Source organism: Rhizobium sp. H4, from assembly GCF_003013335.1.
In the GTDB taxonomy this organism is placed as follows: Bacteria; Pseudomonadota; Alphaproteobacteria; order Rhizobiales; family Rhizobiaceae; genus Rhizobium; species Rhizobium sophoriradicis.
The window spans coordinates 135,237-148,241 of record NZ_PSOW01000009.1; the positions used below are offsets into that span (position 1 = coordinate 135,237).

The window sequence follows — 13,005 nt, forward strand, 5'->3', positions numbered from 1 at the left end:
CTCCGCAGGCTTTCGCCCCTTCTTAGCTGAAGCTCGAGGTCTTGAGGAATTCCGCGAGCCGTTCGGTCTTAGGGCGCACGAACATTTCCTTGGGATCGCCCTCCTCGCAGATGACGCCCTGGTTCATGAAGATGACACGCGATGAAACTTCGTAGGCAAAGCGCATCTCGTGGGTGACGAGCAGCATGGTCATGCCGTCGGCAGCAAGCCCCTTGATCACCTGCAGCACCTCGCCCACCAGTTCCGGGTCGAGCGCCGAGGTCACCTCGTCGAACAGCATCAGCCGCGGCGACATGGCGATGGCGCGGGCGATCGCGACGCGCTGCTGTTGGCCGCCGGAGAGCTGACCGGGATAATGGTTGGCGCGGGCGGAAAGGCCGACACGGTCGAGCCATTTTTCCGCAATAGCGCGGGCCTCCGGCTTCGTCATCTTCTTCACCTTGACGAGGCCGAGCATGACGTTTTCGGCGGCGCTCATATGCGGAAAGAGATTGAACTGCTGAAAAGCCATGCCGGTCAGCGCGCGCTGGCGGGCAATCTCCTTCTCGCTCTTGCGCCGCCGCGTCGCGCCTTCGACGCGATAGCCGATCTCTTCGCCGTCGAGGCTGATCGTGCCGCCCTGGAATTCCTCGAGCATGTTGACGCAGCGCAACAAGGTGGTCTTGCCGGAGCCGGACGAACCGATGATCGAGATGACCTCGCCTTCCCGGACGGCGCAGTCAACGCCTTTGAGAACTTCGTGGATGCCGTAAGTCTTGCGCAGACCCTTGATGTCGAGAATGGTCTTGGCCATCGGAAACTCTCCTCAGGACGGCAGGGCGGTCTTGCGCTCGACATATTTGCCGAAGTGCTCGATACCGTAATTGACGATGAAATAGAGACCACCGGCCAGAAAATAGAACTGGAGGCTCATGAAATTGCGGGAAATGATCTCTTGCGTGCGCAGCAGAAGCTCGGCGACGCCGATAACGGAGAGCAGCGTCGAAGCCTTCACCATTTCGGCGGCCGTGTTCACCCAGGCCGGCAGGCACTGGCGCAAGGCCTGCGGCCACAGCACCGAGGTGAAAGTTTGGGTAAAGGTCAGGCCGATCGCTTTGGCGGCTTCGGTTTGCCCCTTCGGGATTGCCTGAAGCGCGCCGCGCACGATCTCGCCAACATGGGAAGAGCAGAAGATGGCAAGGGCGAGCACCCCGGCGGAGAACGGCCCGAGATCGAGACCGACTGCAGCAGAGACGTAATAGCTTGCCAGCACGAGCACGAGCACCGGCGTGCCGCGAATGATATCCGTATAAGCGCGCACGATAAGGCGTAAAATCATGCCGCCATAGACGAGCGCCAGGCCGACGAAAACGCCGAGGACGGAGCCCGCGAGAATGGCCAGCAGAGAAATCGACACCGTCATGGCCACGCCGTTCATGATGACGTAGCGGGCGATCCAGAGTTGTTCGAAAAATGTGTGAGACATCGGGACTATCTCGGCAGGGCCAGACGGCGCTCAACGAGGCGCATCAAGGCGGCGATGAGGAAACAGGTGGCGACATAGAGGGCTGATGTCACCATCCAGGTTTCGATGACGCGGAAGCTCTCGACATTGATCTTGCGGGCGGCAAAGGTCAGTTCGGGCACGGCGATTGCGGCGGCGAGCGAAGTGTCCTTGAAGAGCGAGATGATCGTCGAGGAGAGCGACGGCAGCACGTTGCGCAGCATCAGCGGAGCGATGATCGAACTGCGGATCTGCATTCCCGTCAGGCCTATCGCAAGGCCGGCTTCCGTCAATCCTTTCGGTATCGACAGCAGTCCGGCGCGGAACACCTCGGCCAGATAGGCGCCGGAATAGAGGGAGAGAACCAGCACAAAGCTTTTGTACTTGTCTAAGCGCAAACCCATCTGCGGCAGCGCGAAAAAGGCGAAAAGCACCAGGACGAGAATGGGCAGGTTGCGAATGACGGTGACATAGACGCGCGCCGGCACGAGCGCAAAGCGGTTCCTCGACGTCAGCGCGAAAGCCACGAAGAGACCGATGGCGGCGCCGATCAGGATCGAGATCACTGCAAGGCCAAGGCTGAGGGCAAGTCCGCTTAGAAGAAAGTCGAAATTGCGCCAGACGGCAGCGAAATTCAGCGTGTAACCCATGCGGGCCCTTTCAGATCAGAGCATGCCGTTGAACGTACGAGCGGGCCGGACGACGTCATGCTCCAACCATTCGATTCAAAAACAGGATTCAGATCTTTGCCCGACCTGAACCAATATCATTCTGTTCCAGCGGAGCGGGATAGCGCTCCCGCTCCCCCGCATCCGGGTTACTTGAATTCGACCGGAAACCCGATCTGCGGTGGCGTCAGATCCTTGCCGAACCAGGTCTTGAACGACTTGGCGTAAAAATCGAATTCGACGCCGGTCATCGCTTCGTGGAGAGCGGTGTTGACGAAGTTCAGCCAGTCCTGATCGCCACGTTTGACGGCGCAGGCATAGGTCTGGGGATTCCAGCCGTAGCCGGCGTCCTTGTAGCGGCCGGGGTTCTGCGTCATGTACCACGCGAGCGAAGACTGGTCCGTGGCGGCGGCGTCGGCCCGACCGGACTCCAGCGCCTGATAGATCAGGTCGACGGATTCGTACTGATCGACGGTCGCCTCCGGCAATGCCGCATGCACCATAGCCTCGGCATAGACGTTCTGCAGAACCGAGATGGTGACCGAGGAACCTGCCGTCTTCAGCGCGGCATAGTCGGAATATTTTCCGTCCGCCTTGAGCATCAAGCCGACACCCTCGCGATAATAAGGAATGGTGAAGGCAACCTGCTGGGCGCGTTCGCCGGTCACGGTCATGAACTGGCAGGTGATGTCCACCTTGTCGGTGGTGATGTTCGGAATGCGGGCGTCCGAGGACTGGTTGACATATTCGATCTTTTCCGGATCGCCGAACAGGGCCTTGGCGATGATACGGCCCATGTCGACATCGAAGCCCTGAAGCTTGTCGTCCGCGCTCTTGAAGTGCCAGGGCGCGTTGGTGCTGCCCGTGCCGAGGACGAGGTGGCCGCGGGCCAGCACTTCATCAAGCTTGCTGCCCTCGGCCAGCACAGGCGTGGACAACAAAGCGACGGCGACCAGCGATATCACACCGGCGCGAAAGGAAATGGTCATGGCGTTCCCCTTATGGATAGCTTCTATTATTCCAGTATAATGGACGCATGTCTGTTTTACTGGAATAACCTATCAAGTGCCATCAGGGCTGAATTGTCAATGGGTCATGCCGAAAAAACGCGCAGGAGTGCGCGTGGTGATTTTTTTGGCAGTGCAGCATTTTTCCTACGCTCCGGGCGGACTATTGGCAGCGTTCTGAGCGTTTCGGTTTGCCAAAGTTAATCTAAGCAAAATGCGCGGCGATCTTGGCGCGGATGCGGAATGCAAAGAGGTTGCCCAAGCGCCTTCTGGAGAACTCTCCTATAAAGAGTGTTCCCGGTCAGTCCTGGGGCGCGGCTGCCGTTGGACTGAGTTGTACGGGAATATCGTCGCCGGGAAGCCAGGAGTCAGAAATGTCTCTCGTTCGCTCAGGCGGCGCCAATGCCGGCGGCAAAAATCGCAATTGAGCGGCGAAGATGGGCAAGCAGGGCCGCCCGATCGGGCCAGGCCTGAGCACGGCCCTCCGGCGGTCCCATGCCTCCGAAAATCATGTCCATCAGCATCCGGGCTCCGCTCACCGGATCGTCCAGGGTGAGCCGGCCTTCGGCCCGGCGATCGCTCAGCCAGTCGGCCAGTTCCTGTCGGCTGGCAAGGATGCCTTCCCGTTGCAGGATTTCGACCAGCTCGGGGAATTGCGCGGCTTCACGGAAGACGAGCTGCAGGAAACCGGCGCGGTCCGCATCTCTGTCCTCGTCCATGTCGAGCATGAAGATCCGTTCGAGGCTTTCGGCGATCGAACAATCTTCGGCAGGCCGCGGCAAATCAAGCATCAGGCGCCGGTGCGCAGCGACGACGGCGGCGAACAGCTCTTCCTTGCTCTCAAACAGGCGGTAGAGCGTCTGTTTGGAAACGCCCGCTTCGGAGGCGACGACCGCGGTCGTGCTTCCGGCATATCCATATTTCACAAAAACCCGGCGGGCGACTTCGACGATCTGCACCCGCTTGTCTTCGTCGGTGGAGACTTTCGGCCGGCCTCGTCTGCGCGGCTCGCCTGCGGGCTCATCCACAGCTTTCATGATTGTCTAAGCCGCCCTGCCGAAGTGCATGCCGATGACCTGAGACAACCCAGTACGATTTCTGAAGACTGATTGTGAGGTTGTAGCATTAGCAATTTCGATTTGTAGAACTCGTTCCTGTAATGCGTTGCTCCTACCCCTTAGCGATGGAGCGCTTGTGACGACCATTTTTGCTGCAACATCACTCTCTTCCTATTCTTATAGTAGGAGCTAGACGTCCGCATCCGAGGACATCCCTTCGTGTAATACGGTTTCAGAAAATAAATCAACCACAACCCAGCAGTTCGCCGAACACGCCTCCAGCAGCGCCGTCAAACTTATGTCGCAGATGATGGAATTGTCGACGAACCGCTTCTCGGATCAACCCGGAGTATAACCCGCCCCCTCCACCATGAAAGTGGCGGGGTGATGGCGCGATACCCAATATAGCAAGATCGACCCAATTTTGGTCACTTGACAGCTCGCAAATAGCTGTTCCGGGCCCCTGAGATCCAAAAGTATTAACTATATCGCAGCGTTCTTGCGAAATAATGATCCACGTACATCAGGCATCTCGAAGAAGAGACGCCGCAAAGTTATTTGGAGACGGTCTTGGCATTTACTATTGCCCGCAGCTTGGTGGCTTTCGGCGTCGCTGTTTCAACCGGCATTTTCATGTCGATCGGGTTGCAGCAATCGGCGCTCGAACGGCTGAAGGTCAACGGCCCGGTTTATGAGCAGGTGGTTTACGGCAAGGATCTGATTGCCGATATTCTGCCGCCACCGCTGTTCGTGGTCGAATCCTACATGCTGTCTTTCGAGGCGAGTAAATTTCCCGAACTGAGCGAGACCAATCTTGCTAAAATCGCACATCTCAAGGCCGCCTACGACGACCGACGCGCCTATTGGAAATCAACGCGGCTGCCGCAGGCTTTGAAAGACGAGCTCGAGAACGATGTGCTCGCCAAGGGCGATGCATTCTGGGAGGTGATGAACCGCGCGATCATCCCGGCCCTGAACGCCAGGGACGATAACAAGGCGCACGGTGCGATCGAGCAACTGCGCGTCGCCTTCCACGCACATCAGGACGCGGTCGAGAAGCTCGTTGCAAATTCCGACGCTTTCCTGAAGGGCGAAGAGAGAAATGCCGCCTCGGAGATTGTCACATGGACGATCTACGCGGGCGCCGCGGGCTTCGGCTCCTTCGCCCTGCTGCTGGTCGGGCTTTATCTTCTGCGCCGCCGGGCCATCGTGCCGCTGGATGGCATGAAGGCCTATATGGGAAACCTCGCCGAAGGCGATTTTTCGACCGAAGTCCCCTACGCCAACCGCTCCGACGAGATTGGCGCCATGTCCAAGGCAGTGGCGGTCTTCCGCCGCAACGCGCTGGAGCGGCAGGACGCACAGAAGCGCGAAACGGCGCTGCGCGATCAGGAATTCCAGCGCGAGCGCAGCCAGATGGCTGAAAAGGCTGCCGAAGAGCAAAGCCGGGAAACGGTGATCGAGTCGCTGACCTACGGCCTGGACCAGCTCTCGCTCGGCAATCTCGATTGCCGGATCACCACAGCCTTCGCCCCCGCCTACGAAATGTTGCGGGCCAAATTCAACGACAGCATGAATGCACTTGGCGCCTCGATGGCTGAGATCGCCCACACTTCCAGACAGGTGGGCAGTTCTTCCGCCGGCATCACGGATGCCGCCGACAGCCTTGCATCACGCACCGATCAGCAGGCGGCGATGCTCGAAGAGGCGACCGCCGCGCTCGGCGAAATGAACGCTAAGGCCAAGGACGCTTCGAACCATGCCGGCAGGGCGACCGGCATGATGGCCGAGACTCGCAACAGCGCCGAACATTCGGCAGCCGTGGTTCGCGAAGCGATCGCCGCAATGCAAAAGATCGAAGGCTCGTCCGCCCAGATCGGCGAGATCGTCAACGTCATCGACGAGATCGCCTTCCAGACAAACCTCTTAGCGCTCAATGCCGGTGTCGAGGCTGCCCGCGCCGGCGAAGCCGGCAAGGGTTTCGCCGTCGTGGCGCAGGAAGTGCGTGAGCTCGCTCTCCGCTCGGCCAACGCCGCCAAGGAGATCAGATCTTTGATTTCCACGTCGTCGTCGCAGGTTTCCACCGGCGTGGAGCTCGTCAACCGCACCGGCAAGGCACTTATGGAAATCGAAGGCCAGGTCGAGCAGGTCGCCGGCCTGATTGCCCGCATCGTTTCGGTATCTTCCGAGCAGGCCGTGGCGATCGGGGAAATCAACGCCTCCGTCAATGCGCTCGATGAGGTCACGCAGCGCAACGCCGCCATGGCTGCGGAAACCGTCTCGGCCTGCCGCGCGCTCGGCGGCCAGACGCAGACGCTGGAAGGCGTTGTCAGCCGATTCCAGATCGATGCGGCAGCTGCCGGGTCGAGATCGCCGAAAGCGGCTTGACGTGATCGACCGGCGAAACGCATCTCGCCGCGCCTGCCCGTCATCTCAGCTCGTCACGATCGCCATCACCGCAACGCAGTCGCCTGGTTTGACGAGCCCCGGAAAATGCCGGGCGCAGAGAATACCGTCCATGGCGGCGCGGATCTCGCGCGGCGCCTCACCCGTCCGCCCGGTCGGATAGATGCGAGCGATGACCGCACCCTCGGTGACGAAGTCCCCGAGGTCGATGACGGCTTCGATCAATCCCCCCTCCTCCGCGAAAGAGAAACAGCGGCCATCCGGCATGTCCAGCCAGGTCGTCGGACCGATATCGACGGCGCCGGCGACGATCCCCGCATGTCGCAGCACGTTTATCACGCCGCGTTTGGCGATCGCCGCACTTTTGGCGGTCGCGGTGCCACCGCCGCCGAGTTCAGTCGTGATGAAGATCTTGCCCATCTCCTCGGCCGCCGTGTCGTACATGCCGACCGCATCGATCTCCAGCATCTTCATCGAATAGGGCGCGGCGAACGCCGTGACGAAGTCGAAGGCTTTTTGCTCCTGCTGCTTGTTGGGCAGAATGTGCGCGGCGCAGAAGGGCAGAAAATCGAGCGTCTTGCCGCCAGAATGGAAGTCGAGAACGACATCCGCCATCGGCAGAAGCACACGCTGGAAATAGTCGGCGATCTTCTCGGTCACCGTGCCGTCCGGCCGGCCGGGGAAACTGCGGTTCATGTTGCCCCTGTCGATCGGCGAGGTCCTGGTGCCCGCCAGGAATGCCGGATAATTCATCGCCGGCACGACGATCACGGCGCCGCTCACCTCGTCAGGCTTCAGCGAGAGGGCAAGATCGAAGAGCGCGATCGGTCCCTCATACTCGTCGCCGTGGTTGCCGCCGGTCAGAAGCGCCGTCGGTCCCGTGCCGTTTCTGACAACCGTTATCGGGATCATCACCGATCCCCAGGCGGACTCGTCGCGGCTGTAGGGCAGCCTGAGGAAACCGTGCTGGACGCCCTCGGCGGCGAAATTCACCGTCGCGCTGATCGGCGACGGCCGCAAGCGGGTCTCTGTCATGACAGCCTCAATCCTTGACCATCAGCTTGCGCGGCACATTGGCGAGGCACTCGACGCCGCTCTCGGTGATGAGGATGCTCTCCGTCGTCTCGAACCCCATGTCGTCGAGCCAGAGGCCTGTCATGAAATGGAAGGTCATGCCGGGTTTCAGTTCCGTCCGGTCGCCGGGCCGCAGGCTCATGGTCCGTTCGCCCCAGTCCGGCGGATAGGAAAGGCCGATCGGGTAACCCGTGCGGTTATCCTTGACGATGCCGTATTTCTTCAGGACCGCGAAGAAGGCGTTGGCGATATCCTCGCAGGTGTTGCCGGGCTTGGCGACCGCCAGACCGGCTGCCATGCCCTCCAGCGTCGCTTTTTCGGCATCGAGGAAGGCCTGCGTTGGCTTGCCGAGGAAGACGGTACGCGACAGCGGCAGGTGATACCGGTTGTAGCAGCCGGCGATCTCGAAAAAGGTGCCCTCGTCCTTCTTCAGCGGCCGGTCGTCCCAGGTCAGATGCGGTGCCGATGCTTCGACGCCGGACGGCAGCAGCGGCACGATCGCCGGATAGTCGCCGCCGATGCCGTCGACGCCGCGAGTGCCGGCGTCATAGATTTCCGCCACCAGATCGCACTTGCGCATGCCGACCTCGATCTTGTCGAAGATGCGGGCATGCATCGCTTCGACGATGCGGGCGGCATTGCGCATGTACTGAATCTCGGTCTCGCTCTTGACCGCGCGCTGCCAGTTGACCAGCGCAGTCGCATCGACGAAGCGCGCATTCGGCAGGTGCTTTTGCAGCGCGGCGAAAGCGGCGGCCGAAAACCAGTAATTGTCCATCTCGACGCCGATCGTCAGCTTGCCGAAGCCGCGCTCCGTCAGGATGCCGGAGAGATAGTCCATCGGATGGCGCTCGGTCGACTGCACGTAATGATCGGGGTAACCGACGATATTGTCGTGGCCGAGATACGCGGTGAGCTTGGCGCCGTTGGCGTCCTGGCCGCGGCCGAACCAGATCGGCTCGCCCTGCGGCGGCACGATCACCGCCTGGTGCACGTAGAACGACCAGCCGTCATAGCCGGTCAGCCAGGCCATGTTCGAGGGGTCGCTGACAATAAGCAGATCGACGCCCTTCGCCTCCATGGCACGCCGTGTCTTTTCCAGGCGCTCGGCATATTCCCCGAGCGAGAACTTCAGATGGGGCTGGGTCATATCTCTTCCCTTCTTTCCCGGCGCCGCGCCGGTCAGCTTTCGAATGTGGTGCCGGCATTTGCCGCGCCGGCGCGGGCAAAGGCGAGTGTGGCGATGGCAGTGTCCTGGATGCCGGTTCCCGTGAGGTCGGCGATGGTGATCTGGTCGCTACTCGTCCTGCCCGACATCCGCCCGACGACGATCAGGCCGAGTTCGGCGAAATCGGCATCCCTTTCGACGAGGCCCGCTTCGATCGCATGGTGAAGCTCACCCAGCCGGCGCGTCTGCTTCAGGCTGTCGGCGACATAGAGGCCGGCGCCGGCGATGGCCGCGGGATCGATCTCGTTCTTGTGCTCGGCATCCGATCCCATGGCCGTCAGATGCTGCCCGGGTTCGAGCCAGCCGGCGTCGATGATCGGTTTTTCCGCCGGCGTGGTGGTCACGACGATATCGGCACCGGACATTGCTTGCCGCGGGTCGGATATCGCCTTGACGGGAAAGCCGAGCCTAGCCGCCAGTTCCGCAGCCACGCCCTTAGCCTTGGCCGCATCCCGCGCCCATATCCTGGCGTCACGGATCGGCCGCACCAGCGTCAGCGCTTCCAGCTGCAGCCGCGCCTGCATGCCGGCGCCGAAGATCGCCGCCACGCTGGAATTTTGCCGCGACAGATATTTTGCCGCGACGGCGCCGGCCGCGGCGGTGCGCACGTCGGTGAGATAGCCGTTGTCGAGGAGCAGCGCCTGCACCAGTCCGGTCCGGCTCGACAGCAGCACCATCATGCCGTTGGTGCTCGGCAGGCCGATCTTCGGATTGTCGAAGAAACCGGGGCTGATCTTGATCGCGAAACCCTCGATGCCGGGGATGTAGGCGGTCTTCACATCGACCTCACCCCGATACTCGGGAATGTCGAGCCGCAGGATCGGCGGCATGGCGACCGCCTTCGTCGCAAGCGCGGCGAAGGCCTGCTCGACGCAAGCGACCGCGTTGGCATCGAGCCCGACGATCTCTCGCAATTCCGCTTCCGTCAGAATGATCATGCGGCTCATGGGTTATCCTCCGCGAACGCCGCACCCTCGCCGTTGATCACGCGGCGGTGCTGTTCTATGTCGACATTCCGTCCCGAAAGGATCGCAACGACCGGGCCACCGGAGCGGATCTTTCCGGCCAGCAGTGCTGCTATGCCGACTGCGCCCGCCCCCTCGACGACCTCGCCCTCGCAGGCATAGGCATGGCGCATGCCGGCGGCGATCTCCGTCTCCGTCAGCAGGACGACGCCGTCGAGAAGTTCGCGGCACATGGCGAAGGTCACGCGATTGTCGAGGCTGATGCCGCCGCCGAGAGAGTCGGCAAGGCTCCTCACCTCCTCGACCTGCACCGGTCGTCCGGCATCGAGGCTCGCCTTCATCGCCGCGCCCCGTTCCATCGTCAGGCCGACCACTCTCGTCTTCGGATTGACGCCCTTGACCGCGGCGGCGACGCCCGCCGCAAGGCCGCCGCCCGAAAGCGGCACCAGCACCGTTGCCACCTCGGGCAAGGCGTCGATGATTTCGAGCCCCAGCGTCCCTTGCCCGGCGACGACGTCAGGATGGTCGAAAGGCGGGATCATTACCAACCCCTCCTCTCGCACCAGCCGGTCCACTTCCTGCTGCGCCTCGTCCTGTGATCGGCCGACGATGCGCACATCGGCGCCGAGACGGCGGATTTCCGAAACTTTGTTCTCCGGCACCAGCCGCGACATGCAGATCGTCGCGACCGCGCCTTGCGCCTTCGCGGCATGGGCAAGCGCCCGGCCGTGATTTCCAGTCGAAGCGGCGACGACGCCGCGCGCTCGCTCTGCCGGTGACAATGACAGCACCGCATTGGTCGCCCCGCGCAGCTTGAAGCTGCCCGTCGTCTGATGATGTTCAAGTTTCAGCCAGACCGGAGCGCCGGCAATCTCGGCAAGCGATGCCGACAGCACCATCGGTGTTTCGACGACCCGGCCGGCGATCCGCCGCGCCGCTGCGCGAATATCCTCCAGTGCAACCGGCAAGGCGCTCGCCATGATCTCAGCCTTCCCTATAGGGCATGGTCATCAGATGACCGAGCTCGGGCCGCGCCCGATCATCGCCGCAAAGCCTCAGGCAGGCCCAGGCGGTTGCGAGATTGCTGGTTACCACCGGTTTGCCGGTTTCCATTTCGATGCGGGCGGCGACCTGTGCGGCGCGCAGGGCCGTGCAGGAGATGAACAGTGCGTCGGACTGCGGCGCCAACGCCTCACGCGCGAAGGCCGCGATCTCATCCGGCGCGATCCGCGCCATCTCACGATCGTCGCTGAGGCCGAGGCAGGTGAAGCGGTCGATCGCAAAACCGAGATCCGCGAAATACTCCGCCATCGGCCGGCTGGTCTCGATTGTATAGGGCGTCAGCACCGAAACCCGGCGGGCGCCGAGCGCCTTCAGACCCTTCACCGCCGCCGCCGTCGGCGTCACCACTGAAGCACCCGGTTTCGACGCGTGGATCGCCGCCTCGATATTACAGTCGCCAATAACGACCGAGGCGGAGGTGCAGGAATACATGACTGCATCCAGCGGCTCGTCCGGCAGGATCAACCCGGCGCCTTCCGTCAGCGATGGCTGCATCTTCAAAAGATTTTCCGGCGTCACCGGATTGGCATAATGGATGCGGCTGACATAGACGCCAATGCGGTCGCTGGCGACCATGCGCTGGAAATCGACTTCGGTTGTGTGGTCCGTCGCCAGGATGATGAGGCCGATGCGTTTTTCGAGTGGCCGGTCTTCCAGTCGCGGCCGCCGGCCGGCGGGTATGATTTCGATCCTTGTCATCTCAGTCATCCATCCTGGCGTAACGCTCCTCGAGCCAGCGCAATCCGAGAACCGAGATCAGGCTGATGACGAGGAAAAAGACGCCGACCAACGTCATCGGCTCGATATAGCGGTAGTTGCTGTTGGCGATGCTCTTTGCCTGGTTCATCAGTTCGAGCACGGTGATCGCCGAAAGCAGCGGCGTCTCCTTGAACATGGCGATGAAATAATTGGCGAGCGCCGGGATCATCGGCGGGATTGCCTGCGGCAGGACCACGTGGATCCAGGCCTGGCGCGTCGTCAGATTGGTCGCCTTGGCCGCTTCCCATTGTCCGCGCGAGACGTTCTCGATGCCGGCGCGATAGACCTCCGCGGTATAGGTGGCATAGTGAATGCCGATCCCGATGACGCCGGCGGTGAGCGGCGACAGCCGGATGCCGATATCGGGCAGCACGTAGAAGATGAAGTAGAGCTGAACCAGCAGCGGGGTTCCGCGAATGAATTCCGAGACGAAGCCGACCGTCCGGGAAACGGCGGCGACCGGGGATCGCCGCGCGATGGCGAGCGCCAGCCCGACGACCATGGCGACCGCAGCGCCGAGGAGGGTGGCAAGAATAGTGATCTTGAACCCTTCGAGAAGGGTCGGCATGATCTGCCAGACGAACTCCCAATCCCATTCCATATGATCAGGTCCTCATACCGTCGAGGCCGCGTGTCATCCGCCGCTCCAGCCAGCGCATCGCCGCGGAAATCGCCACGGCCATGAGAAAATAGAGGATGAGGATTGTCGCAAAGGGCACCAGCGTGTTGCCGGTCTGCGCCCGCACCACCTGCGCCTGGAAGGTCATGTCAGTCAGCGAGATCAGCGATACGACGGCCGTGCCCTTCAAGAGCTCGATCGCATTGTTGCAGAAGGTCGGCAGCATCAGCGGCAGCGCCTGCGGCAGGATGACGTGGCGCATGCGCTGATAGCGCGACAGGTTGAGGGCGACACAGGCTTCCGACTGTTCGCGCCCGACGGCCTTGACGGCGCCGCGCACCACCTCCGCGCCATAGGCGCCGACATTCAGCCCGAGCGCCAGAACGCCAGCCTGCAGCGGCGTCAGCGTCATGCCTGCGAAGGGCAGGACGAAATAGACCCAGAAGAGCTGGACGAAGATCGAAGTGCCGCGAAAGAATTCGATATAGGTTGTCGCCAGAGCCCGCACGGCAAAGAAGCGCGACAGGCGGCCGAGGCCGGCCAGGAAGGCCATAACGAGCGCAAGCGCCGAGCCCATGACCGTCAGCTGGAGCGTCACTAGGGCGCCCTGAAGGATCAGTGTCAGATAGCCGGACCATACCGACATCGGCAACTCGCTTCTCTGGAGATCGTTTGA

Annotated in this window: 13 protein-coding genes and 1 pseudogene; 2 read left to right on the forward strand and 12 right to left on the reverse strand. The window is 61.8% G+C overall.

Annotated elements, in window-relative coordinates; all coding sequences use genetic code 11:
* Positions 1-22: 22 nt before the first annotated feature.
* The 5 genes from C4N04_RS15790 to C4N04_RS15810 all read right to left on the reverse strand — a co-directional run bounded on the left by C4N04_RS15790 (position 23) and on the right by C4N04_RS15810 (position 4,195).
* A complete protein-coding gene (locus tag C4N04_RS15790; protein WP_040112115.1) occupies positions 23-793 on the reverse strand; it encodes an amino acid ABC transporter ATP-binding protein in 771 nt (256 codons plus the stop codon).
* A 12-nt stretch (positions 794-805) separates the two neighbouring features.
* Entirely contained in the window at positions 806-1,465 is a 660-nt protein-coding gene (locus C4N04_RS15795; RefSeq protein WP_096769965.1) for an amino acid ABC transporter permease, read from the reverse strand.
* 5 nt (positions 1,466-1,470) lie between these two features.
* The gene (locus C4N04_RS15800; protein ID WP_040112117.1) at positions 1,471-2,133 is read right to left on the reverse strand and encodes an amino acid ABC transporter permease; all 663 of its coding nucleotides are present in this window, start codon (positions 2,131-2,133) and stop codon (positions 1,471-1,473) included.
* A 167-nt stretch (positions 2,134-2,300) separates the two neighbouring features.
* The gene (locus C4N04_RS15805) at positions 2,301-3,140 is read right to left on the reverse strand and encodes a transporter substrate-binding domain-containing protein (RefSeq protein WP_009991027.1); all 840 of its coding nucleotides are present in this window, start codon (positions 3,138-3,140) and stop codon (positions 2,301-2,303) included.
* Between the two features lie 407 nt (positions 3,141-3,547).
* Positions 3,548-4,195, reverse strand: coding sequence for a TetR/AcrR family transcriptional regulator (locus C4N04_RS15810; RefSeq protein ID WP_106796475.1), 648 nt, complete (start codon positions 4,193-4,195; stop codon positions 3,548-3,550).
* A gap of 157 nt (positions 4,196-4,352) precedes the next feature.
* Between C4N04_RS15810 and C4N04_RS32160 the strand changes: the two are divergent.
* Together C4N04_RS32160 and C4N04_RS15815 are read left to right on the forward strand one after the other, a co-directional pair.
* Positions 4,353-4,544 (forward strand): annotated as a pseudogene (locus C4N04_RS32160) (EF-hand domain-containing protein); the annotation flags it as partial.
* A 242-nt stretch (positions 4,545-4,786) separates the two neighbouring features.
* Positions 4,787-6,604 carry a methyl-accepting chemotaxis protein gene (locus tag C4N04_RS15815; RefSeq protein WP_106796476.1) on the forward strand — a complete coding sequence of 606 codons (1,818 nt, stop codon included), beginning with the start codon at positions 4,787-4,789 and terminating at the stop codon, positions 6,602-6,604.
* 45 nt (positions 6,605-6,649) lie between these two features.
* Here the strand turns inward: C4N04_RS15815 and doeB are convergent, their stop codons facing one another.
* Genes doeB through ehuC form a run of 7 tightly spaced genes read right to left on the reverse strand, consistent with a single transcriptional unit; the run spans position 6,650 to position 12,975 of the window.
* Positions 6,650-7,657 carry a N(2)-acetyl-L-2,4-diaminobutanoate deacetylase DoeB gene (doeB, locus tag C4N04_RS15820; protein ID WP_106796477.1) on the reverse strand — a complete coding sequence of 336 codons (1,008 nt, stop codon included), beginning with the start codon at positions 7,655-7,657 and terminating at the stop codon, positions 6,650-6,652.
* Positions 7,658-7,664: 7 nt separating this feature from the next.
* Complete coding sequence (doeA, locus tag C4N04_RS15825; protein WP_106796478.1) at positions 7,665-8,846, reverse strand: ectoine hydrolase DoeA; 1,182 nt, start codon at positions 8,844-8,846, stop codon at positions 7,665-7,667.
* Positions 8,847-8,878: 32 nt separating this feature from the next.
* A complete protein-coding gene (gene eutC / locus C4N04_RS15830) occupies positions 8,879-9,871 on the reverse strand; it encodes an ectoine utilization protein EutC (protein ID WP_106796479.1) in 993 nt (330 codons plus the stop codon).
* Complete coding sequence (eutB, locus tag C4N04_RS15835; RefSeq protein WP_106796480.1) at positions 9,868-10,869, reverse strand: hydroxyectoine utilization dehydratase EutB; 1,002 nt, start codon at positions 10,867-10,869, stop codon at positions 9,868-9,870. The genes eutC and eutB overlap by 4 nt, the downstream gene beginning before the upstream one ends.
* Positions 10,870-10,873: 4 nt before the next feature.
* Positions 10,874-11,650 carry an ectoine utilization protein EutA gene (gene eutA, locus C4N04_RS15840; protein WP_106796481.1) on the reverse strand — a complete coding sequence of 259 codons (777 nt, stop codon included), beginning with the start codon at positions 11,648-11,650 and terminating at the stop codon, positions 10,874-10,876.
* A gap of 1 nt (position 11,651) precedes the next feature.
* Positions 11,652-12,311: an ectoine/hydroxyectoine ABC transporter permease subunit EhuD gene (ehuD, locus tag C4N04_RS15845; RefSeq protein WP_106796482.1), complete on the reverse strand. Its 660-nt coding sequence runs from the start codon at positions 12,309-12,311 to the stop codon at positions 11,652-11,654.
* 4 nt (positions 12,312-12,315) lie between these two features.
* Positions 12,316-12,975 carry an ectoine/hydroxyectoine ABC transporter permease subunit EhuC gene (gene ehuC, locus C4N04_RS15850; protein WP_106796483.1) on the reverse strand — a complete coding sequence of 220 codons (660 nt, stop codon included), beginning with the start codon at positions 12,973-12,975 and terminating at the stop codon, positions 12,316-12,318.
* Between the last annotated feature and the right edge of the window lie 30 nt (positions 12,976-13,005).